Source organism: Billgrantia antri (genome assembly GCF_019430905.1).
Lineage (GTDB): Bacteria > Pseudomonadota > Gammaproteobacteria > Pseudomonadales > Halomonadaceae > Halomonas > Halomonas antri.
The window spans coordinates 287,864-310,271 of sequence record NZ_JAHYCA010000002.1; the positions used below are offsets into that span (position 1 = coordinate 287,864).

At 62.4% G+C, this 22,408-nt stretch carries 24 protein-coding genes; 11 read left to right on the forward strand and 13 right to left on the reverse strand.

Translation table 11 applies throughout. The features are described 5' to 3' along the window. Positions 1-96: 96 nt before the first annotated feature. From KPL81_RS05675 to KPL81_RS05685, 3 genes are all read right to left on the reverse strand, one after another. A complete protein-coding gene (locus tag KPL81_RS05675; protein WP_219791018.1) occupies positions 97-336 on the reverse strand; it encodes a hypothetical protein in 240 nt (79 codons plus the stop codon). 139 nt (positions 337-475) lie between these two features. After that, the gene (locus KPL81_RS05680) at positions 476-853 is read right to left on the reverse strand and encodes a septal ring lytic transglycosylase RlpA family protein (RefSeq protein ID WP_209476244.1); all 378 of its coding nucleotides are present in this window, start codon (positions 851-853) and stop codon (positions 476-478) included. A 264-nt stretch (positions 854-1,117) separates the two neighbouring features. After that, positions 1,118-2,014 (reverse strand): diguanylate cyclase, encoded by an 897-nt coding sequence (locus KPL81_RS05685; RefSeq protein ID WP_219791019.1) that lies wholly within the window; start codon positions 2,012-2,014, stop codon positions 1,118-1,120. A 706-nt stretch (positions 2,015-2,720) separates the two neighbouring features. Between KPL81_RS05685 and KPL81_RS05690 the strand changes: the two genes are divergently transcribed. Next, positions 2,721-3,110, forward strand: a complete 390-nt coding sequence (locus tag KPL81_RS05690) for an HIT family protein (protein ID WP_219791020.1) — start codon at positions 2,721-2,723, stop codon at positions 3,108-3,110. Between the two features lie 166 nt (positions 3,111-3,276). Continuing rightward, positions 3,277-3,705 (forward strand): nuclear transport factor 2 family protein, encoded by a 429-nt coding sequence (locus tag KPL81_RS05695; RefSeq protein ID WP_219791021.1) that lies wholly within the window; start codon positions 3,277-3,279, stop codon positions 3,703-3,705. Between the two features lie 21 nt (positions 3,706-3,726). Here the strand turns inward: KPL81_RS05695 and KPL81_RS05700 are convergent, their stop codons facing one another. From KPL81_RS05700 to KPL81_RS05730, 7 genes are all read right to left on the reverse strand, one after another. Further along, the gene (locus KPL81_RS05700; protein WP_219791022.1) at positions 3,727-5,043 is read right to left on the reverse strand and encodes a glycerophosphodiester phosphodiesterase family protein; all 1,317 of its coding nucleotides are present in this window, start codon (positions 5,041-5,043) and stop codon (positions 3,727-3,729) included. 87 nt (positions 5,044-5,130) lie between these two features. Beyond that, entirely contained in the window at positions 5,131-5,745 is a 615-nt protein-coding gene (locus KPL81_RS05705) for a LysE family translocator (protein ID WP_219791023.1), read from the reverse strand. Positions 5,746-5,782: 37 nt separating this feature from the next. Further along, entirely contained in the window at positions 5,783-6,631 is an 849-nt protein-coding gene (locus KPL81_RS05710; RefSeq protein WP_240549069.1) for an AraC family transcriptional regulator, read from the reverse strand. Positions 6,632-6,781: 150 nt separating this feature from the next. After that, positions 6,782-6,943 carry a hypothetical protein gene (locus tag KPL81_RS05715; protein ID WP_219791024.1) on the reverse strand — a complete coding sequence of 54 codons (162 nt, stop codon included), beginning with the start codon at positions 6,941-6,943 and terminating at the stop codon, positions 6,782-6,784. Between the two features lie 159 nt (positions 6,944-7,102). Further along, positions 7,103-7,414 (reverse strand): hypothetical protein, encoded by a 312-nt coding sequence (locus tag KPL81_RS05720; protein ID WP_219791025.1) that lies wholly within the window; start codon positions 7,412-7,414, stop codon positions 7,103-7,105. A 287-nt stretch (positions 7,415-7,701) separates the two neighbouring features. Beyond that, positions 7,702-8,700 (reverse strand): NADP-dependent oxidoreductase, encoded by a 999-nt coding sequence (locus KPL81_RS05725; protein ID WP_219791026.1) that lies wholly within the window; start codon positions 8,698-8,700, stop codon positions 7,702-7,704. Positions 8,701-8,743: 43 nt separating this feature from the next. Further along, a complete protein-coding gene (locus KPL81_RS05730) occupies positions 8,744-9,055 on the reverse strand; it encodes a hypothetical protein (protein WP_219791027.1) in 312 nt (103 codons plus the stop codon). Between the two features lie 295 nt (positions 9,056-9,350). Between KPL81_RS05730 and KPL81_RS05735 the strand changes: the two genes are divergently transcribed. Continuing rightward, positions 9,351-12,023, forward strand: coding sequence for an AsmA family protein (locus KPL81_RS05735; RefSeq protein ID WP_219791028.1), 2,673 nt, complete (start codon positions 9,351-9,353; stop codon positions 12,021-12,023). 162 nt (positions 12,024-12,185) lie between these two features. Continuing rightward, positions 12,186-13,361 (forward strand): GGDEF domain-containing protein, encoded by a 1,176-nt coding sequence (locus KPL81_RS05740; protein ID WP_219791029.1) that lies wholly within the window; start codon positions 12,186-12,188, stop codon positions 13,359-13,361. Positions 13,362-13,367: 6 nt separating this feature from the next. Here KPL81_RS05740 and KPL81_RS05745 read toward each other — a convergent pair whose 3' ends face one another. Together KPL81_RS05745 and KPL81_RS05750 are read right to left on the reverse strand one after the other, a co-directional pair. Continuing rightward, positions 13,368-14,837 carry a dihydrolipoyl dehydrogenase gene (locus KPL81_RS05745; RefSeq protein WP_219791030.1) on the reverse strand — a complete coding sequence of 490 codons (1,470 nt, stop codon included), beginning with the start codon at positions 14,835-14,837 and terminating at the stop codon, positions 13,368-13,370. 74 nt (positions 14,838-14,911) lie between these two features. Further along, a complete protein-coding gene (locus tag KPL81_RS05750; protein WP_219791031.1) occupies positions 14,912-15,100 on the reverse strand; it encodes a DUF3008 family protein in 189 nt (62 codons plus the stop codon). 335 nt (positions 15,101-15,435) lie between these two features. Between KPL81_RS05750 and KPL81_RS05755 the strand changes: the two genes are divergently transcribed. The 6 genes from KPL81_RS05755 (at position 15,436) to KPL81_RS05780 (ending at position 20,223) form a co-directional block, all read left to right on the forward strand. Continuing rightward, positions 15,436-16,743: a putative bifunctional diguanylate cyclase/phosphodiesterase gene (locus tag KPL81_RS05755; protein WP_219791032.1), complete on the forward strand. Its 1,308-nt coding sequence runs from the start codon at positions 15,436-15,438 to the stop codon at positions 16,741-16,743. Between the two features lie 92 nt (positions 16,744-16,835). Then, positions 16,836-17,039 carry a tautomerase family protein gene (locus KPL81_RS05760; RefSeq protein WP_219791033.1) on the forward strand — a complete coding sequence of 68 codons (204 nt, stop codon included), beginning with the start codon at positions 16,836-16,838 and terminating at the stop codon, positions 17,037-17,039. 9 nt (positions 17,040-17,048) lie between these two features. Continuing rightward, positions 17,049-17,801, forward strand: a complete 753-nt coding sequence (locus KPL81_RS05765) for a creatininase family protein (RefSeq protein ID WP_219791034.1) — start codon at positions 17,049-17,051, stop codon at positions 17,799-17,801. A gap of 311 nt (positions 17,802-18,112) precedes the next feature. Beyond that, positions 18,113-18,568, forward strand: a complete 456-nt coding sequence (locus KPL81_RS05770; protein WP_219791035.1) for a hypothetical protein — start codon at positions 18,113-18,115, stop codon at positions 18,566-18,568. Positions 18,569-18,664: 96 nt separating this feature from the next. Next, positions 18,665-19,084 carry a phage holin family protein gene (locus KPL81_RS05775; protein WP_240549071.1) on the forward strand — a complete coding sequence of 140 codons (420 nt, stop codon included), beginning with the start codon at positions 18,665-18,667 and terminating at the stop codon, positions 19,082-19,084. After that, positions 19,081-20,223 (forward strand): DUF3618 domain-containing protein, encoded by a 1,143-nt coding sequence (locus KPL81_RS05780; protein WP_219791037.1) that lies wholly within the window; start codon positions 19,081-19,083, stop codon positions 20,221-20,223. Before KPL81_RS05775 ends, KPL81_RS05780 begins: the two co-directional genes overlap by 4 nt. A gap of 64 nt (positions 20,224-20,287) precedes the next feature. Here the strand turns inward: KPL81_RS05780 and KPL81_RS05785 are convergent, their stop codons facing one another. After that, a complete protein-coding gene (locus tag KPL81_RS05785; protein WP_219791038.1) occupies positions 20,288-21,010 on the reverse strand; it encodes a YebC/PmpR family DNA-binding transcriptional regulator in 723 nt (240 codons plus the stop codon). A gap of 147 nt (positions 21,011-21,157) precedes the next feature. On the opposite strand from KPL81_RS05785, the gene KPL81_RS05790 reads away from it, so the two are divergent. Continuing rightward, entirely contained in the window at positions 21,158-22,348 is a 1,191-nt protein-coding gene (locus KPL81_RS05790) for a M24 family metallopeptidase (RefSeq protein WP_219791039.1), read from the forward strand. Positions 22,349-22,408: the final 60 nt, after the last annotated feature.

Genomic DNA, 22,408 nt, shown 5'->3' on the forward strand with positions numbered 1-22,408 from the left:
GTCAAAGGAGACTCGCAGCAGTGGTTGGCATTGACCGGGGGGACGTCGCAGAAGATCCGCAACCGGGTATCGTCGCCGGTCCAGGCGCTGAACGAATCAGGAGGCGGTGTGCTCGTTTGGTGATTCCTGAGCCATCAGCTCGTCGGCCAGTGCCCGCGAAGCAAGGGCGAACTCGATGCGTGCTGCACTGAGCGCGGTGAGGTCCTTGCTGGCGCCATCCCTCTCGAGGCGGTCGAGTTGGGTCTTGGCCATGACCAGCCGCTTGCAGAGCGCCTGTTTGCTCGATGATTCTGTGGCGTCGCCCGGCGAGAGTGCCGGTGTGATCGATTCATGCATCGTTACGTTTCCCTGCGCCATTTGGAACCGAAGGGCTCAGCGGCGGTCTTGGCCGCTCGCTTCGAGGGGAATATCGGCACAGGCAGGACAAACTGAAGCCCAGGCGGAGAGGCATGACGAGTCGAGGTGAATCGCAGGCTTATCGCACGGTGACCATGACCGGTGCCGTGCCGCGCCTCAGCATGCCGAGTTCGCGTGCAGCCCGCTTGGAGAGATCGATGATGCGACCTTCGATATAGGGGCCGCGATCATTGATCAGCACTTCCACTTCCTGCCCGGTGTCTGCCCGCGTCACGAGCACCTTGGTGCCGAGGGGAAGGCTGGGGTGGGCGGCTGTCAGGGCCTGCTGATCGAAGGCATCGCCACTGGCGGTGGTGGCGCCCTGAAAGCGGTCGCTGTAGAAGGAGGCGATACCCTCTTCCTGGACTTCGGCCTCGTGGGCCAGGACATTGGCGGTGGATACTGCCACCCATCCTGCCAGGCAACAAGCGAGCAACGTCTTGAGTCGAGCTCCCATGGTATTACCTCAGGTTATCGTGTGGCGGTTATCGCTTTCATCGATGAGGTGCCGGTGAGCGTTACGGATACTACCTGTCATGGGCGGTCAGGGCAACCTGTCTCGTGCGCTTCGATTCCGTTCACGGGAGAAGCCGTCGCGTTGGGCGGCGATGGGCACTGATCGGTTCGGTGCTGCGTTGTGAGCCGGAGCCGGACGCAGGTGAGCGGCGTGACAAGCCGCGGAAATCGGGTCGGGTGGTAGGAGCGCCAGGGGTATGCCGGGTCAGGTTCCCTGGGCGCGGTGAGTCCAGGTCTGTGGCTTCTCGTCATGACCAATGAGGCGCAGGTTTGGTACGACCGCCGTGCGGTTGCGCCCGGCTTCCTTCGCCGCGTAGAGCCCTTCATCGGCTTGTTGCACCAGCACCGAGCGATTGCCATTGCGCACCGGCAGCATCGAGGAGACGCCGATACTGACGGTGACATGCTGTGCGACGGGAGAGGCGGCGAAGGGGAGGGCTCGCTCTGCCAGCATGGCATGGATGCGCTCGGCCATGCGCATGGCGCCCTCCATGCTGGTATGCGGCATCAGCACCACCATTTCCTCGCCGCCATAACGCGCCACCATGTCGCCAGGACGTGCGGCAGCGCTGCGAAGCACGTCGGCTACGCCGCGCAGGCAGGTATCGCCGGCCTGGTGGCCGTAGGTATCGTTGAAGCGCTTGAAACAGTCGATATCGATCATCAGCAGGCTGAGCGGTTGACGCTCGCGAGCTGCCCGGCGCCACTCCAATTTCAGCACACGCTCGAATTCGCGGCGGTTGGCGATGCCCAGCAGGCCGTCACTGGCGGCCTGGTGAACGAGTCTTGCATTCTGCGCTGCAAGGCGCTCGCGCTCCTGCAACAGCCGAGCTTCGCGGGAGCGATAGATCTGGTGCATCGGCAGCATGATCACGGCCATGGCGAGGACGATGCCGCTGGCGAAGCCGGCAAGCGCCATTCCGGAAGGCAGCACGTTTGTCGCCACCGCTTCCAGGGATGCGACAGCACTAGGGAAGAGCGCTGCCTGATCCGGCACCAGGCCGTTAAGGGAGAGCGCAGCGTCCAGCAGCAGGGCAACCGCCAACGCACAAGCGGTGAGAGAGGTCCAACTGCTCAGCGGAGACTTGGGCTTCATCTGCATGGCGTTCGTCTCATTCCTGAACCGTTTGGGCAATGCCCGAGACAGGGTGGCGACTCTGACCAGCTAGCGCTCACGGCATCCTTGCGTCTCGCTGCGTATCTTGCGGCTAAAAAAAGGGCCGCAGAGCGGCCCAAGTACGCAGGGAACTAAAGGATAGTGCAAACTCATCGCAAGAGCGTGCCTTAGGCCGGTGGAGGCGAATGCATCCTGCTCGCCGGGATTCACCCAAGGTGCGTCACTCCGTGACGCTGCTAAGTGCCTAGTTGGCGAGCGGTGATCAATCTTGCTATTGCCTCACTCGCTATGTCTTGCCGTTGCAAGTAAGTAAGCGAGAATGATGCCATTATTCACGTTCTTTTTTAAAAACAGTGTTTTAGTAATGCTTTCGTGCGACGCTTGAGGCAGGAAGGGAAGAAGGAGCCTAAGTTGATACGTGAAAATGTTGCCGATTGGAGACGCTAATCGCGCCATTTAATGAAAATGCAATAAAATCAGCTTTTTGAGAGTCTTCTTTTGGCGACACGGGCGGATAGAGGTCGCGGCATGGGGCCTATCGGACTGCTCCTGGCATGAGAGGAAGCGACAGAACCCAAGACCTTCCTCTTGGCCAAGCCTCGGTGCGGCAGTAAATAGACTGAAAACGTCGCTCGGACGAGACTGCGTGCGATACCCTATCCCTTTGCCTTTCCTGACAGGGAGAACCGAAATGGCAAGTGTCTTCAGTCGTATCATCCATGGTGAACTGCCCGGTGAGTTCGTTTGGTCAGACGAGCAGTGCGTGGCCATCATGACCCTCAATCCAATGAAGCCTGGTCACTTGTTGGTGATCCCGCGTGAGGAGATCGACCACTGGGACGACATGCCGAGCGAGCTGAGCGCGCATCTCATGACGGTATCGCAGGCACTGGCCAAGGCGCTCAAGCAGGCTTTTCCCTGCGAACGCGTGGGAATGATGATCGTAGGGCTCGAAGTCCCTCACGTGCACCTGCATCTGGTACCGATCGATGCCATGCAGGATATTCGCCTCGAAGGATTGCCCCAGGCGCGACCGGAGGAGCTGGCGGAGAACGCCGATCGTATTCGTGGGGCCCTCTAAGCCGGTCGTCGCGGCTATGCATGGCCAACGCTGCTTCGTTGTACGCCATGGCTTACACACTTTGGCGCCGATGACTGATAGTACTTCCGTGGCTCTGGTCTAGTATGGGGAGCTTCCTAAGCTCGCTGAAACAACGGCGGGCAGGACCCGTCCAAGAGCTGGGCTTATGGAGGACATGGTGCACGAAAAACTGCTGGAGACCCGGCGGCAATGGTACGCCGCCTATGTCGATGGAAACGTCGGGCGGATGGATCACATGCAGCTCGACGACTTCGTCCTGATCGATGAAGCGGGTCTACGGGGCAAGCTGGATCAACTCGGCGAGATTGCCGAAGCCGTGGCGGCAGACCGCTGGTTTGGCCGACACAGTCAGGCTGAGGATCTCGTCTTGGAGCTGATGCCCCTGGGCGATGTCGTATCGATCTATGGAGAGGGGCGAATCGTTGAGGACGATCGGGTTCGGTATCGCCTGAACTTCAGCGAATTGTGGCAGAAGAAGAACGGGGAGTGGTGGGTGCGCTCCCTGCATTTCACTAAGTCCGCCACCTCGGCGGGCTGGCAATGCAACTGGACGAAAGGCCAGCAGACAGCCTGAGCGGTCCGCCGGCCAAGGCATTCAGTCGCGCTGTGTCATGCAGTTGGCATAGAAGCTCACGGTGGCGGGCCAGTCGCTGAACACGCCAGTGACTCCGACGTCCTGGACCAGCGTATCGAGTGTGACCAGCTTGACGCCGTCGCGTCGTACCACGTCTTCTGTGGTCTGATGGTACCACTGGCCGCCTTCGGCCAGTGGGCCCGAGCGCTCGAGGGTCCAGGTGATCAGTTCGAGACCCGCCTCACGGGCACGCTGGGCGTATTCGGAAGGCACGAGACGGCTTTCGTTTTCCTCGGCATCAGGGTTGGCCTCGAGCAGCATCCACATCGGTGGTGCCAGGATGCGCACACCCTGGCTGGCCAACTCCTCCATACTCGGCGACCAGGTGTCGGGGTCGGCATGGTCGAAACCCTCGTGATCGTAGCGTCCGTCCAGATAGACCGCCTGTTTACCGAATTCGGGCTCATTCTCGATCCAGTAGCGCACGTCATCGAGATTGAATGACTGGGCGAAGACATCGCCGGGCGCCACATCGGCGTCCCTGTACTCGTCGATGAGCTTCTGTGCGTACCCCTCCTGGCTCATGCCGTTGAAGGGCATCTCCACCTCGGGGGTCTTGAGTTCAGGCGTCATCTTTACGCCTAGCTCTCTGAACAGGGCGATGCTGTCGGCATGACTCATCAGGGTGCCGCGCGTGGCGTAGAGGTCGGTACGCCAGCCGGGCGTGCCGGCCATGTACTCCTCGAGGCTGCGCGCTTGCTGATTGGCGCCCTCCATGGTGCCGCGCAGGGTACGAAACTCGGCCAGGGTGATGTCGCTGGTACAACAGCGAATATCGGCGGCATTGGTCAACTCGCCGCTCTCCGGGTCGATCTCCGGCGGCACGCTGCATTTCTCGGCCAGCTCGGTCTCCACGATATTGGTAGTGGTGTGCAGGTCGCACTGGGAGTGGCGGCATACCAGCTCGTTGTCGCTGGTGAAAGTCACGTCGCACTCTAGAATGCCCGCACCGCCCTGAGCGCCCGCCAGGTAGGATTCCAGGGTGTGCTCGGGAAACTGTAGCGGAGCGCCGCGGTGGGCGATGGAAAGCGCCGAAGGCTGCCAGTCGGTGTGTCGGGTGGCGCACTCGAGCAGTTCGGCCTTGAGTTCGCGTTCACGCTCGGTTTCCCCGCTCATGTCATTGACCAGGAAGAGCGGGCGTGGGCCGAGCGTTACCTGGCGTGCGGCTTCCTGCAGGGCAGCATTCCAGTGTGGGGCATCGGCGGTAGACTCCTGGGCCAACGCCGGACCAGTGGCCAGCAGACCCAGGCAGACCAGGGTGGGGAGTGTCTTGTTCATGGCGTGTCTCGCTTTCTTCCTTGTTGGCGTGAGCTCCGGAGGTAGACCGGAGCCAGACTTGAGCGTAGCCATGCGCAGCGAGCCGGGCTAGCGCTCCGCTAGCGTCAGGCGCACCGCCAGGGCAAGGAAACTCGCCGCAAAGGTGCGCCGCAGCCAGGCCAGAACCCGCGGGCGCGCCAGGACCCGCTGACGAGCCGCTGCCGCGCTGACGCCATAGACGATAAACACCGCAAATGTCATTAGCATGAAAGCGAGGCTCAAGCCGAACATCTGGACCAGTGGAGCCTCGCTGGTATCGACAAACTGCGGCAGGAAGGCAAGAAAGAACAGGGTGAGCTTGGGATTGAGCAGATTGATCAGCACAGCGTTGCCGATCAGGCGCCTGGCCGGCAGGGGAGGTGGCGCCTGGCCGGTGTCAGGGAGCGCCATTGCACGCGTCCTCAGCATGCTCCAGGCGATGTAGAGCAGGTAAGCGACTCCCAGCAGCTTGAGGAGCTGAAAAGCCGTGGCGCTCGCATGCAACAGGGAGGCAAGTCCGGTAATGGCGGCGAGCATGTGAGGCACGATACCGAGGGTACAGCCTAGGGCCGCCAGAATGCTGGCGCGTACGCCGCGCGCAAGGCCAGTGGCAAGTGTGTAAAGTACCCCGGTACCGGGAGATGCGACGACGACCAATGAGGTCAAGAGATATTCGAGGGACATGATCAGGCTCCGATAGTGATATGAAGCTAGCGTGTCGCTATCGGCCGGCCGGTTCTTGAACGAAATTGCAGCCTCGGGGCTGACTGAGCGCGTGGCGATAGCGCCCCGGGGAGAGCCCGAGCTGACGATTGAAGGCCCGGCTCATGTGACTCTGGTCGGCGAACCCCGCATCAAGGGCAGCCTGGCTCAGCGAACGGCCGTTGGCGATCAACTGCCTGGCCATCGACACTCGTCGCTGCAGTTGGTAGGCGTGTGGTGTGATGCCCAGTGTTCGGGAAAAGCTGCGTAGCAGTTGGTAGCGGCTCAGGCCCGCCATCTCGGCCAGCTCGCTCAGGGTGACGGCCTGTTGCGGAGCGTCGTCGAGGCGCTGGCGTACCCTGGCGATATTGCCCTTGGCAATATGCAGGCTATCCAGGCGGCGCGAGCCATGGCGAGTGAAGGCCGCTCCGAGCAGTTGGCAACTGCTTTCCTCGAGGCTGAGAATGTCCCCTGACCCCGTGACTAGCCGAGAAAACAGTTGCTGCATCAGCGTGAGAAGCAGCGAGTCATTGAGCGCGGGGCAAGTCATGGCGATAGGGGAGGCGGGCTCCCCGACATACTGTCGAACCAGCGCCGGATCGAAGTAGAGCATGTGCCAGGTTCGCCGGGTTCCTCCGAGAGGTGCGCCGTCATGCACTTCGCCCGGGTTGACCGTGATGATGTCGCCGGTCACTGCTTCCACCCGACCGATATCGCTCCATGAGCGCTGTCCGCCGGTGGTGATGACGCCGATGCCGTACTGGTCATGGGAGTGACGGGGAAAGGTCCGGTCCGACGCCAGGCTCATCGCCACCAGACCATGAATTCCGGTGCGGTGCGCAAGGACCTGATGACTTGCTGCCGACATGTTCGCCTCCATGACCTGCGCTGACCCGCAGACCGGCCAAGGCCTTGCCAGAGGATACGATCTCTCGACAGGCCAATCCGACCACGATGCGTTTTTATTTTCTGACTAAGCAAATAATTGGCTGGAAGGAAGACGAGTACAAGTCTTTGATCAGTCCTGCTCGTGCGATATTTCTGCAGCTGGAGTGGTCAGTGGACGCTCGAAATATTGCCAGAGGGATTCTTGTGCAGCCTGCAAATCACTGGCCTGAGCGGCCCAGAACCGGAGCACTTCGTCGTCGTAGCGAGCGGCAGCATGGTAGGTCTGTGTCATGTGGTGGCCCTCCTATAGGACTACACCACCAGCGTAGACGCTTTTTGCTGCGTTGCAGCATCAAATTTGTAACGGAGCATGCTGTCGCTGCTGCCGATGCAAAGACGCCCCAACCGGCATAGCCGAATGGGGCGTGGTTCGTTGTCGTGTAGCAGGGTTTCAGCGTTGCGGGTGCTCCTCGAACAGTTCGGCCTTGGCTTCGCGCATAACGTTTTCGCAGGCAGCCTGATGGGCGAGCTGGGTCAGCAGGCTCTGGGTCACGGCGAAGCCCTTGCCGAGACAGATGTCCACCTCTTCGCGACTCAGGTGAGGGGTTAGGTCGTAGTCGATCTTGATCGTTCTTCCACGTCCATCCAGTCTGTCGGCAAGGCTGCGGATGAACCAGGCCAGGCGCTCTCGCCAGCCGCTCGTCTCTTCCTTGCCTTCGTTGACACTGAACGTGCACCGCCACTCAGGTTTGTAGACTCGCATGAGTGTCTCCTGTACTGGCTTGAATATGAATGATCGATCGTGATGTTCGGCTCCGCTTCTTCGATAAGACGACTTGCTTAATATACTAAACTTATACTGACCTTTCACGGGCTGTGCCGTTTCGCCATGCTCTCAGCTATAGGTACCATGCTTTTCAGCCCAAGGGTATGGGGCGTTCGGCTGAGTGGAAAAGGCGCCCCTCGATACCTTATCGGCAAGAGGGGGAGAAAGCTGAACGGCGAGCGCGATGAAGGAAGAGACCGAGGTTGGCTAGGACGGGGCCGCCATCAAAGCCGTACCAGCATCTTGCCGCGATTGGCGCCCTCGAAGAGCTTGAGGAAGGCGTCGGGGGTACGCTCCAGCCCCTCCTCGACGGTTTCCTCGTAGTCGATCTCGCCGCGAGCGACACGAGGACCGACCTCCTCGAGGAAATGGGGGTACTCGGTCCAGTGATCGGCGACGATGAAACCTTGCATGTGGGCACGCTGCACCAGCAGGTTCGACAGGTTGCTCGGTCCCCGGTCGGGGGTGTCGCTGTTATAGCGTGAGATCAGACCGCAGACGGCGATACGCGCCCCGACCTTGAGGTTGTCCAAGGCGGCCTCGAGGCAATCGCCCCCGACATTCTCGAAGTAGACGTCGAAGCCTTCGCGACAGGCGTCCCTTAGCGCGTCCCCGAGCTGCCGAGCGTCCTTGCCCTTGTAGCTCACGGCGTGGATGCCGTGCTGTTCCAACCATTCCAGCTTGTCTGCTGCGCCGGCTATGCCGACCACGGTGCCGCCCTTGGCCTTGGCCAGCTGGACGACGAGCGAACCCACGGCGCCGCTGGCGGCACTGACCAGCACGTTGTCGCCTTCGCGCAGGTGGGCGATGCGGTTAAGCCCCGTCCAGGCCGTCATCCCCGGCATGCCGAGCACACCCAGGAAGGTCTGGTCGGGTACGTCCATGTCGGGCAGGGGCTCGAGCACATCACCCTTGAGCTGGGCCACGTCCCGCCAGCCTGCCATGTGGCGGACCTTGTCGCCGGCCCTGAAACTGGTATGACGCGACTCGACCACCTCGCCGATGGCAGCGCCCTCCAGCGGAGCGTTCAGCTCGAACGGTGTGACATAGGTCTTGACGCCGCTCATGCGACCACGCATGTAGGGATCTACCGAGAGCCAAGTGTTGCGAATGCGCACCTCTCCCTCATCCAGGGCCGGCAGTTCCTGGTGATGGAGTTCGAATAGCTCTCTCGGCGGCATACCTTGCGGGTAGTCGCGAAGGGTGAAATAGCGTGTCTGCATGTCGGCTCCTTGACGCGTTACTTCCTGGAGGGCCGCGTCGACGTCAGCGCGGCGGCCCTTGTTCGAAGAGTTCGGCCTTGGCGTCCCGCATCACGTTTTCGCAGGCTGCCTGCTGGGCCAGTTGGTTGAGGAGCGAGTGGGTAACCTCAAACCCCTTGACCAGGCAGGTATCGATCTCTTCGGCTGTCACCGCGGGCTCGATGTTGCATTCGATCGTTACCGTGCGGCCCTTGCCGTCAAGCCTGTCGGCCCAGCGTCGGAGGCGCCAGGCCAATCTCGAGCGCCAGCCGGCCGATGCTGCGGCGGCCTCGTTTACGGTGAAGGTGCAGTGCCATTCCGGCTTGTAGATTTTCATGTGAACCTCCCGTTCCGGCAGGGAACACCCCGCTGACTCTCCTTGTTAACCGTGGTAACACGGTCGAGACGTCCATGCCTTCAGCATAGAAGCTTTATCGCCCGGGCACAGGTTAGCGAGTGTGAAGGCTTGCTAAGGGACGATGATCGTTCGTCGGATCGCTCTAACGGTGCCAACGCCGTGTCGCTGGTTCGGAGTGGGTTCGCTGCCGCGGCGACCGAGGGAGGGTTGGACCTATTTCACATCTCTGACCATGGTTAGGAGACTGGTCCTGTCACAACCCATGGAAGGTAGGGTGAAAAAAATCACTCGGAGAGTTGCCATAACGCTGGGAGTAGTGCTGCTGGTGCTGGCAGCCGCGGTGCTGTTCCTGGAATCCGCCTGGTTTCGCGGCTGGCTGGAAGGACGGGCCAGCGCGCAGCTGGGGCGTGAGGTGGTGATCGTTGATCACGGCATCGACTGGGGCGTGCCGCTGACCCTGCGTCTCAGCGAGGTGCGCGTGGCCAACGTACGGTGGGCCGAAGAGCCGATGGCTCGCTTCGATGAGCTGGCGGTAACGCTGAACGTGGGTGCCCTGCTCCAGCGTGAGCTCGAGCTGGAGCGGATTGGCGTGATCCGGCCGCAGATCCGCCTGCTGCGCCGCGAGGATGGCACGACCAACGTGAGCGACCTGTTCGACCAGGAGCCGACCGAGGAACAGGCAAGCCCGCTCTGGCCCGAGGCGTTCGCGATTGAGCAGGGCCGGCTGCTCTATCGTGATGCCGCCCGGGACGTCGACCTCGACATCGCTTTCGAGACTCTCGGAGAGAGCGTCGACGAACTGAGCCTGGACGTCCACGGAGAGGGGCATGCCCAGGACGCCTCGGTTCAGCTTCAGGGACGGATGCACTTGGAGCTGGAAGAGCGCCGAGGCCGTGTCGAAGCCTTTGAGGGGCGTATCGGCGAGAGTCGCCTGGAAGGCCGCCTGGCACTGGATCTTGGTCGTGATGCTCCCCGTCTGGCCGCCGAACTGGACGGCGATGCACTCGACCTCGATCGCTGGGGGCTGTTCGAGACAAGTGAGAAGGAAGTTGCCTCGCCACAGGACGGGACGCCGCAGGAGACCTGGGATCGCCGCGCGGCTCAAGTGCTGGAGGGTATGGAGGCGTTCGAGGCCGATCTCGATCTGTCGCTCGGGCGGCTGCACTATGCCGGCCAGAGCCTTCACGATCTGAGCGTGAGCGTGACCCTGGAGGAGGGCCGGCTTTCTATCGCCCGGTTGCAGGCGTTGCAGCAGCTCGATGAAGAGACACCGCGCTCGCTGAACGTCCAGGGCTGGCTCGAGGTGGAAGAGCAGCGCCTGGTGGCCGATCTGCAGGCGCAGCTCGATCGCATCGATTTGACCGCGGCGCTCGCTCCGCTCGGTCTCGGTCGGCTGGGTACGCTGAATGGCAACCTGAACACTCGCGTGACGGGCGGGGGATTGCTGTTCGAGGATACCGCGCTGGACTACCGCAACCCGCACTGGGGCCTGACGCTCTCATTCAGTGCCGACACTCGTACCGAAAACGTAGAGGGGCGACGCATCCATCTGATAGGCGATGGACGCTACGAGCAGGAACCCTTCACTTTCGACCTGCTGATCGGACCGTTGCTCGACCTTACCCATGCCGATACGCCTTATCCGATTTCCGGTGACCTGACTAGCGGTGAAACCCGGCTATGGATCGATGGTAGCGTGGTGCAGCCCTTCGCCCTCGAAGCGCTGGAAGGAAACTTCCGCCTCGAGGGGCCCAGTCCGGCGGAACTCACCGAACTGACGGGCATCGCCTTGCCGGAATTGCCGCCGTACCGGGTCAACGGCTACCTGCGCTATCAGGACGACCTGCTGACTATTAACGAACTCGACGGTGGTTTCGGCGATAGTGACGTGGCAGGCGACGTGCGCTTGCGTTTCGGCGCTCGCCCCAAGCTGTGGGCGACGCTAGTTTCCCAACAGTTGGAGGCGGACGACTTGCTGCCGCTGTTCGGCATGTCGCCGAAGACAGGTCCGAGCGAGACGGAATCCGCCGAGCAGCGGCAATGGGAAGCGGAGGAGCGTCGTACGGGGAAGTTGTTTCCCGATCGGGCATGGAATCTCGAGGCGCTGCGCAACACCGACATCGTGCTCGACTACGAGGCGAGCGATGTGCAGGCGGAGCATGTGCCGTTCGAGGATCTAGAGCTCGCGCTGGAACTGGAGCAGGGCGTGATGACAGTCGACCCCCTGCTAGTAGGTCTTGGCGGCGGACGAGTCAGGGCCTCCTGGGTCATGGAGGCACGCCAGGCAGCGCTGGAAGGCGACCTGCAGTTGGCCCTCGATCAGATCAATCTTCGCGCTCTGCTGGACGAGGCCGGTCTGCCCGATGTGGCTCGCGACACCCTGGGGGTGTTCGGTGGCCGTGGCGAATTCCGCTATCACGGCCGCTCCATGCATGAGGTCATGGCCGGGCTCGATGGCGAGCTGGAGCTGGCCATGTCCCGGGGCTGGCTGGATATCATTGCCGCTGAGCTGCTGCCGCTCAACGTGGCTAATGCCTTGGTGGCAGCGCTCACCGGAGAAGAGCAGGTGCAACTGGAGTGTACCTACGTGCGTTTCGTGGCCGACGACGGCCTGGCCGACTTGGCCAACTTCTTCATGGCCACGGAGATCGCCCACTTCGAGGGGGCCGGGGCCATCAACCTGGCCACCGAGCGCATGGACATGGCCTTTCAGGGCCATAACGTGGATCCCACGCTGTTCACTGGCAATTCGCCGGTGGAGCTGAAGGGAACGTTGCGCGATCCGGAGGTGAACGTCATCACCGAGGAGCTGATGGCGCGTGGTGCACTGTCGCTGTTGGGCGCTCTCGTCGCGCCGCCCCTGGCAGTCCTGCCGTGGGTCGACCCGGGCGGCGGCGAGCAGGTCGGTATGGGCTGTGAGCGAGCACTCTCGGCGTTCGAGGAGTGAGCTGGCGCCTGGCTCATGCCCCCCCTAAGGCCCGTGATCGCCGCGACAGCGGCGGGCCCCACCTCAGTGGAATAAGCTTTAAACGCCACGGTACGATACTCTGTGCCTGGCCTCGCCTGCTGGGAGGCCAGTCGTGAGGGCATCGTGATGCGTGAGGTATCAATGAACCGGCCAGAACGAATCCTGGTGGAGAGCCATGGGCCGAAAGCTATCGATCCACCGAGGGGAGTGTTCGGCCGTTTCTGGCGCGACCTCATGACGTCGGGCGGGCGCACTGACGAGAGCTGCCCCGATTTCTTGCGCATCACCCTGCTCAACTTGGTCCAGAGCACCGGCGTCCTGATCTGGGGGCTGTTCCTTTTGCTGCTTCTGTCCGGCGTACTGGAGCCCAGACCGGGACGCCTGATCATTGATGCGGCGGGGCTGGTGATCGCCCTGTCGGTCATTATCGGCCTGCGCCGTGGCATCTCCGTCCCTGTGGCAGCACACGTCACCCACGCGTTCCTTTTCCTGGGGCTGCTGGGGTTGTCGTTCACTCGGGCGCAGAATCCACTGACGATGACCTTGCCGCTGATCTACCCAGCCCTGGCTTTCCTGCTGCTCGACGATATACGCCGTGGGCTCGCCGGCACCTTGCTCATGACGGCGGGGCTCAATATTTTGCTCTCATCGGGGTTCGGGCCCAATTTGCGCGACAGTGACATGCTGCTCGACGGTGCCTTGACCATAACCGTGGTGATGATGTTCCAGGCAGCGGTGATGGCCCTGTACGTCCACCATCGCAAGCAGTCCACTTCCCTGCTGCGCGCCGTCAGCGTACAGCTCAACGAACTGGCCAGTCATGACCCGCTAACGGGACTCTACAATCGCCGTACCTTCTTCGAGGTACTCGAGCGTGAACTGGCGCGGCGCGACGAGGACAAGCGCCTGCTGGCTTTCCTGCTGTTCGATGTCGATCACTTCAAGGCATACAACGATACCTACGGCCACCCCAAGGGCGACGAATTGCTCAAGCGGCTCGCCGGTATTGCCTCAAGCGTCTTTTCTCGTGGTGAGGATGTCGTGTTTCGCCTCGGTGGGGAGGAGTTCGGTGTGGTCTTTCACACGGAAACGCCTGAGCAAGCCGCCGACATGGCCGACCGGCTGCTGGCTGGCGTTGAAGCTATGGGGGAGCCGGCGCCTTCTGGTCCACATGCCTATGTCACCGTCTCTGCCGGCCTCAATCTCATGGCCAAGGGGCACGACACCACCGCCAATCAGGTCTATAGCCGTGCCGACCAGGCGCTTTATCGAGCCAAGCAGGATGGGCGCGCGCGCTGGTGCCATGCCTCGCCATGAAGTGGTCTACCCACCGGGGCCATACTCGAGGCAGCGTTCGGTCATGGCCGGCCCCTGCAGCAGGGCTCTGCTGAGATCTCGCAAGGCGCTGCGCAGGCCCTCCTCCAGTACCGGGTGGTAGTAAGGCATCTCCAGCATGCGCTCGACGCCCATCTTCTGCTCCAGCGCCCAGGCCAGCAGGTGAGCGATGTGCTCCACCTGCGGACCGAACAGCTCGGCGCCGAGAAACTGGCCGGAGCCGTGCTCGGCGTAGAGGCGCATCAAGCCTCGGTTCTGGCGCATTACCACTGCGCGCCCCTGATCCTCGAAAGTGGCTTGACCTTCTGCAACGTTGTCACAGCCGAAACGGTTTGCCGCCTCGTCGCGGCTCAGGCCAACGGTAGCCATCTGCGGCTCGGTGAAGACAATCGACAGCGGCGTGCTGCGGTGACCGGCGCGGCGCTCGGGGTAGCGGCCGGCGTTGTGCCCGGCGATGCGCCCCTGCTGGTTCGCTTCGTGCAGCAGCGGCAGCTCCTGGCTGGCATCGCCGGCAATGAAGATGTGGCTGCCGGCGTTCTCGTCGTCAGTGTGCCGGCACTGCATGGTAAAGCGGTTATAGTAGGGCACCCCCTTGTCGTCCAACGCCAGGCCGGCGTTGTGCAGATCGAGGCGGTCGAGATTGGGTCGACGTCCGGTAGCGGCCAGCAGGTAGTCGAAGCGCTCAGTCAAGCGATGCCCACTGTCGCGTTCCAGAAACGTGATCGCGACCTGATTGCCATCCCGCTCGATGGCCTCGACCTGAGCCGCCGGGTCGAGGTAGAACTCGTCGCTGAAGGTGCGTTCGGCATAGTCGCGCAGTGCCGGGTCCTGGAACGGGCCGAGCGAGCCGCTCTTGCCGAACATGCGCAGGCGCACGCCCAGACGGCTGAGTGCCTGGCCGAGCTCCAGGCCGACGATGCCGGGCCCGAACACGGCTACCGACTCGGGCAGGTCGTCCCATTCGAAGACGGCGTCGCTGTCGATCAAACGATCGCCGGCAGGAGCGAAGGCCTTAGGCGAGTGGGGACGTGAGCCAGTCGCGATGATGATGGCGCGGGCATGCAGGCGAAGATCATTACCGATGCGCAGGGTATGCGGATCCTCGAAGCGGGCGTGGCCCGAAAGCCGATTCTCGGGCTCGATGCGCTGCATGGACTCGAGTACGTTCTCGACGAAGGCGTCACGCTGACGCCTGACGCGTTCCATCACGTCACGGCCGTTGACACCGATACTTCCTATCTCGATGCCGAAGCCCGCCGCCGTGTGGGCCTGGTGGGCCGACTCGGCGGCGGCGATGAGCAGCTTGGACGGCATGCAGCCCACCCGGGCACAAGTGGTACCGGGTTCGCCCCCTTCGATGAGCACGACCCGGTCATGATACTGCCTGGCTACCTGCCAGGCGCTGAGACCGGCGGTGCCGGCCCCGATCACGGCAATATCGACGTTGCATTCCTGCATGACTCGTCTCCCGGCTTGCTGGCATCTGGCTAAAGCCTAGACGCTGCTTGCAGAAGGCGGCCACTGCGGTGCGATTACGACTTGCGGTTGTGAGCGGGCTTGTCCTTGCGGTTGGACGAAGCCATTTTCTCGAGTTCCTTTTCGTCCATCGATTCGTACATCTGCTTCGACGCACCTTCGAGTTCGCTGACCTTTTTTTCGCCACGCTTGGCAGCAAGAGCAGCGCCTGCCGCCATTTGCTGGGCTTCGGATTTAGCGGGCATTATCTGGTTCCTCCCTGAGCTAATATTAGGTCCCTTTATCAACCCTAGATCCAGAAGCAGATGCAATTTGTATCAATATGTTGCAAATAAGTTGGATTGCGTAATTTCCGGGGCGGCCTTCCATCAAAAAAGGGCAAAGAAAGGTGACATAAAGCCCTAAAGTAATAAAATCCAGTGTTACAAATCTCCTTTTGACGAGGTCCAAATAGCATGATATCTGAAAGCAAGAGTATGGAATAACGATAATGACCTTGGCGTGAATGCAGTCGTTCAAGGGACCACTTTATTTTCTAATACTCGAATGGTCCGTTGCATCCCGTGGGGAAGGGAGTCTCATGCGCCAGCTTGCCACCCAACGCCGATCCCATGATCCGGCCGCCCCGGCCTATCGCGATGACGTCACCGGCTTGGCCACGCGCAGCCATGCCGAACATCGGCTCGCCGCCTTGCTGGCCCATGCCGCAGTGCGGCATGCGAAGGTCGCCATACTGCACATCGACATCGATCGCTTGAAGGAGATCAACCATTCGCTGGGCAGGCCGATGGGTGACGCTTGCCTGCGTCTGATGGCCCAGCGGGTCAGCGACGTGATCGACTTCAAGGGCAGCGTCTACCGGCTGGATAGCGACGAGATCATGGCCGTGATACCCGACGTGGCAGGTCTGGAGGGGGTCGTGTCCATCGTCGAACGGCTGTTGGCGCATACTCGTCTGCCCTTCGAGCTGTCCGGGCGAACCCTGTTTGCCAGCTGTTGTATCGGCCTGGCGCTGTATCCTGATCATGGCGGCACGGTCACCGAACTGATGCGCCATGCCAATCTGGCCCGGCGCAAGGCCCAGGCCAGGGGCGATATGCGACATTGCGTCTTCTCGCCTGAACTGCTCGACGACGGGCCCGATATCGTAGCGCTGCGCAGTGAGCTGCGCGATGCCTTGCCGCGCGGAGAGCTGGAACTGCGCTACCGCCCCGTGCTCTGTGCACGCAGCGGCCAGGTGGTAGCCGTGCTGGCTCAGCCGCGCTGGTGCTCGCCACGTTTTGGTGTGCTCGAGGCGGCACGATGGTGGCCTGCAGCTCGCGACAACGGGCAACTGGATGAAATCTGTTCCTGGGTGTTGGCGAGAGCCTGCCGCCATTCCCGTTCATGGTTCGAGGCCGGCTCCGGATTGAGGGTAGTGGTCGGCATGCCGGCCGAAGCCGTGGCAGGCGACATGCTCGCGGAGCGTGTCAGCGAGGTGCTCGCCGAGAGCGTCCTGCCGGCGGGGCTGCTCGAGATCGAATTGACCGAAGCCGGGCTGATACAGGATCCCGATCATGCCTGCGTTCTGCTCGAACGGCTCAAGGCGAAGGGCGTGAAGCTCAGCATCGACGGCTTCGGCAGCGGCCATTCCATTCTGGGACATTTGAGCCGGCTTCCCATCGACACGCTCAAGCTCGATGCGTCGTTCATCGACGACTGCCTCGACAACCCACGCCGCCAGGCGGTCATCCGCTCGGTCATCACGATGGGGCATGAGCTGGGCGTGCGCGTAGCGGCCAACGGGGTCGCATCGCGACAGCAGGCCGACTACCTGCGCGAGCAGGGCTGCGACCTGTTGCAGGGCAGCCTCTGGTCGCGCATGGAGTACAGCGATTCGTCGTCGTAGTAGTTAGGGCGCCATGTCAGGTTCAAGGTTGCGGGAAGGTCTCATTGGGTCGACCATGAAGCCTTTCCCCGACCTGCCCTATAGGAGCCGACATGCCCATCGTGACCATTCAGCAGTTCCCGCGCGAACTGGCGCAGAAGCGTGAGCTGGCGCGCCGTATCACCGACGCTTTCCGTGAGGTTTATGGCGTCTCGGAGCAGAGCGTTCAGGTATTCTTCCATGAAGTGGATGGCGAGAACTGGGCCAAGGCAGGTGTGATGGGCAGCGAACCCAGCAATGGCAAGGATGCATCATAAGGAGACGACATGCGGCTGCAACATGCTACCTGGCAGGAGGTCGACGCCTACCTGCGACGTGAGACCGGCATCATCGTGCCGATCGGTTCCACCGAGCAGCACGGCCCCAACGGTCTGGTGGGTACTGACGCCATCTGTCCCGAGACGGTTGCCTGGGAAGTCGGCGAGCGTTACGGGGTGCTGGTCGCACCGACCCAGAACCTGGGCATGGCTCAGCATCATCTGGCCTTTCCCGGCACCATCAGTCTGCGCCCCAGTACGCTGATCGCCGTGCTGCGCGATACCGTGATCTCGCTGTCACGCCATGGCTTCACCCATGTCTTTTTTCTCAACGGCCACGGTGGCAATGTGGCGACCCTGAGCGCGGCCTTTGCCGAGATCCATGCCGAACGCAGCATGGGCTACGGGCCGCAGCCCGTGGGCGAACTGCACCTGACGACCCACAACTGGTTCGCCGGTTCGCGCGTCCGCGAGCTGGCGGAATCGCTCTACGGCGATGCCGAAGGCACCCATGCCACCGCTTCGGAGGTGGCGCTTTCCTGGTTCGCGCGGCCCGAGGCGGTCAAGCACGTGGACATGTCGCCGCGCATCGCCCCTCGCGGCAGTGCCCAATGCGATGCCGACGAGTTTCGGCGTCGCTTTCCCGACGGTCGCATGGGCTCGGATCCTTCGCTGGCAAGCATCGAGCACGGCGAGCGTTTCCTCGACGCCAGCGTGTCCGATGCCTGGGAGGCCTATCGGGCTTTCATACGCCCCATTTAGGCAGTGAAAGGGATATTCATCGCGACTTTATCTCGTCGTTCATACCCGTGCCAATGGCCTGTCAGGGCTCGGTGCCTTGCGTTACCCAGTGTTGGGTTCGTAGCGCGTCAGGGTAATGTTCATTAACGGCGTATTGCTGCTTTGTGTCGTTGATGGTGGCCGGGCGTCAAGCCAATTGACAGCCCCTCCATGCGTACTATTTTGCGAGTGTCAACCAAGCGTCGAGTATGGACTGGACAGGGTTGCATGAGACCTTTTTGGGCATGGAGCCCTTTCCGGGTTGTGACATTAGCAAAACATGGAGGTGGCGAATGAGCGATATCCATAGCCGCGCGAGCCGTGAAGCTGGCGTTGGCAGCGAGCGTGACCGGCACGGTCTCGACCGTGAAGAACTCCGCCATCAAGCGGAAGAGACCCGCGACGAGCTGCGCGAAGCAGCAAGGGCGCAAGCCGAGGGCTTGCTGGATCGACAGAAAGCTGCGGCAGCCGACCAGGCCGAGCGAGTCTCCACGGTGCTGCATAAAATGGCCGATGAATTCGAACGTCAGGAGCAGCCGTATTTTTCCGGTTGTGTCAATGAATTGGCCAAGCGTTCCGATAACTTTTCCCGAACCCTGCGCGAGCGCGATCTGGAGGCGTTGATGGAGCAGACCCGTCACTACAGCCGCCAGCATCCAGCGCTGTTCATGGGTGGCGCGATTGCGGCTGGTTTCATGCTGTCGCGCTTCATGCGTAGCTCCAGCCAGGGCGACGCACCGAGACCCTGAGTCGCAGCATATGAGACGAGAGTGTTGGCTTTCGTCGAGTGAATGCTCTGCTGTGGGATGCAAAGGAGGCGACACACCATGGAAGCGGAAAACAGAATGCGGACAGGGGAGACTTCGGTAGCCTCCCTTTTCACCAATCTGGCACGTGACGTCACCTCGCTGGTACGCAAGGAGACCGAACTCGCCAAGGTGGAAATGGGCGAGAAAACCAGCCAGGCCATGGGCGCTCTGGCCTCGATTGCCATCGCTGGCGCCGTGCTTCTAAGCGGTTTTCTGGTTCTACTTGCCGCGGCAGTCTTCGGTCTCAATACCGTGCTGCCTCCCGACACCACGCCTTGGCTCTCCGCCCTTATCGTCGGTGGGGTAGTGGTGCTGGTCGGCTTCATCATGCTTCAAGCCGGGCGCAAGAAGCTCAAGCAGGAAAATCTGATGCCAACGCGTACCATGGCGAGCCTGCGGCGTGACAAGGCGCTGACTCAGGAGCATGAAGCGACGCTCAAGGAGGAGGTGAGATGAGCCAGCGCGATCGGCGTACCTCTGACGAGATCGAGGACGAAATCCATCAGGCGCGCACGCGTCTGGATGAAACCCTTCACGAAATCGAAGAGAAATTCTCTCCCCGAACGCTTATGAATACGACCTACGAGTATCTCCGTCACGGCGGAGCAGAAAACGCTCTCTCATCGTTGGGTAATACGATCCGTGAGAATCCTTTGCCCGTCATGGTGACCGGCATCGGCCTGGGCTGGCTGCTGCTGGCGCAACGCCGCTCCGGCCACGATCATGAGTATGCTGACCGTGAGCCATACGCGGGTGGTTACCCCGGATCCACGATGCCCGTCACGAGAATGCCCGATGGGGGTACCGCGCCGGGTGGCGGTGTGAGCGGCGCCGGCACCACGACGCTGGGGCATGATCCTGCGGCATTCGGCGCCACCCCCCAGCATGGCGGGGCGGAGCACGGCCATGGGAAGGGCATGACGCATAAAGCGCAGCAAATGGCCGGCCAGGTACGGGACCGTGCCCAGCATGTCAGCGACCAGATGCGAGAGCGTGCCCAGCATATGAGCGGGCAGATGCGCGATCGGACCTCTCGCTTGCGTGATCGCCAGCATTCGGCCATGCAGAGCGTCAGCCACCGGGCTCGTGATGCCGGGACACAGACCAGCCACTTCGTCCAGGACCATCCGCTCGTCGCCGGTGCCCTTGGCGTCGCGATGGGTGCCGTGCTCGGCAGTCTGTTCTCGCCGACACGCGCCGAAAACCGTCATTTGGGAGAGATGCGCGATCAGGCCCTCCAGCGTGCCGAGGAAGCTGGGCGGGAACAGCTCGAGCGCGCCGAGGAAAAGGTCCACCATACCGCCGACCGGCTGAAGAACGAGGCTCGTACGGCGCAATCGTCGAACTCGCCGAGCTATTCAGATGCACCTGGCTATGTGGAGAACCCTTCGAGCGAAGAGCGCTACGCCAAGGCGGGGTCGACTTCCGCTACCGAGGGCAATGCGGGGCGCGAGTCGGCCGCTGGCAAAGGCGGTATGGGAACCGGCAGCGGTGTCTCCAGCAGCGCTACGGAGAGCCGGTCCACGGCATCGTCCCAGACGTCTGGCGCGAAGCCTGGCGAGAGCGGCGGCTCCACGCCGTCACGCGGAGCTTGAACGCCGCCGTTTCCCACCAGGAAGGAAACGTGCCGCCGCGCCCAGCCGGGCGCGGTGTCTTGCGTCAGGCGCTGACGTCGGCGTTGTGAAAGACGTTCTGCACGTCGTCGAGATCATTGAGGGCGTCGAGCAGCTTCTCGAACATGGCGACGTCATCACCCTCGACGGGGGTAGTGGTCTGCGGTACGAACTGGATCTCGTCGACCTCGAATTCGATTTCGCCGAAGGCGTCGATCAAGGCCTGCTTGGCCTTGGCATACTCGGTATGCGGGGCGAACACCGTGATCCGACCCTCCTCGTTCTCGATGTCGGTCACGTCGACATCGGCCTCCATCAAGGCTTCCAGCGCCGCCTCCTCGTCATCGCCGGCGTAGGCGAGAATGGCGCAGTGGTCGAACATGTGGCTCACGCTGCCCGGGGTGCCAAGCTTGCTCTTGGCCTTGTTGAAGCAGGCGCGCACGTCGCCGAAGGTGCGGTTGGGGTTGTCGGTCAGGCAGTCGACGATGACCATGCAGTTGCCTGGGCCGAAGCCCTCGTAGCGAGCCGCTGAGTAGTCCTCGCCGCCTACGCCGCTGGCCTTGTCCAGCGCCTTGTCGATCACGTGGCTGGGTACCTGGTCCTTCTTGGCGCGCTCGATCAGGCCACGCAGCGTCAGGTTGCCGTTGGGGTCGGTGCCGCCCTGCTTGGCGCAGACGTAGATCTCGCGCCCGTACTTGCTGTACACCTTGGTCTTGGCGGCGGCCGTCTTGGCCATGGATTCCTTGCGGTTCTGAAAGGCCCTGCCCATAACGTTGTCCTGTTGCATCGGATACGAGGCTGGATTCTACGAAACCGGCCTGTTCGGGAACAGCCCTATTTCGTCTCGGTGATGGCTGACAGGTTGCAGGGCACGGCTACACTGCTTTGAGATTCTTCTGCCAGTCGGAGCCGCGTCATGGATCACCATCAGTACCGCCACGCCTTGGCGGCACGACTCGAGGCCAGTGAGCTGGCCTTTCCCGTAAGCGAGTTCGACGCTCGTCTGGCCCGCGTACGTGACGCCATGCGCAAGGTTGGGCTGGACGCCTTGCTGCTGACCGACCCCGCCGACATCTACTACCTGACCGGCTACAACACCTTCGAGGTATCGGTGCATACCTGCCTCGTGTGCTCGGCCGAGCGCCTGGTACTGCAGGTGCCCTCCATCGAGACCGGACCGGCAGTGGTCACCGCGCGGGTCGACGAGCTGCTGGGCTATCGCTGGGAGGGCATCGGCGAGGTGATCGAGCCGTTGGCCGACACCTTGGCGCCTTTCCGGGCCATTGGCCTGGATCTCTACGGCGCGGGGTTGCGCCATGGCGTGCTGCGTGAACTGCAGGCGCGTCTGGGCGCCGAACGCTTCCGTGACGATGGCGGTGAACTGCTTGATGGCATCCGCATCGTCAAAAGCGCGGCGGAGCTTGCCTGCCTACGCGAGAGCGCCCGGATCACCTCGCTGGGGCTCGAAGCCGCTACGCGGGTCATAGCCGCCGGCATGCTGGACAGCGACGTGGCAGCGGAGGGCGCGCGCGCCATGCTGGCGGCCGGCAGCGAGTTCATGAGCATGCAGCCCATCGTGACCACCGGCCAACGCATCAGTGTGATCCACGTCAACCACCAGCGTCACCGCATTGCCCCCGACGAGCCGGTCTTCCTGGAGTTCGGCTCAGCCTATCGCCGCTACACTGCGCCGATGATGAAGACGGTCGTTGCGGGGCGTGCCACGCCGGCGATGCTGGCATGGCGGGACGTATGTCGCGACCTGTTCGAGGCTCTCTGCGCCACGATGCGCCCCGGCAATACCTTCGATGACGCCGCCCGGGCCGCCGAGGCCGTGCTTGCCCCCCATGCCGATCAAGTCTTTTTCTCTGGCGTGTTCGGCTATGCCGTGGGGGCCCAGTTCCCGCCCAGCTGGGTCGAGGGCAGCGGCTATGTTGCTCGCGGACAGCAGCGGCAGTTCGAGGCCGATATGGTCTTTCACCTGCCGCTCTGCCTGCGCGTGCCGGGCGTGTGGGGCGTGGGCCTCAGCGATACCGTGCGGGTCACGGCAAGCGGCGCCGAGCCGCTGACGGACAACGACTGGCAACTGAACGAGTGCTCATCCTGAGTGAACTGGACGCCTTGAGCTATCCACTATACTGGGAGGGGATAGGGACATCCCGCACGG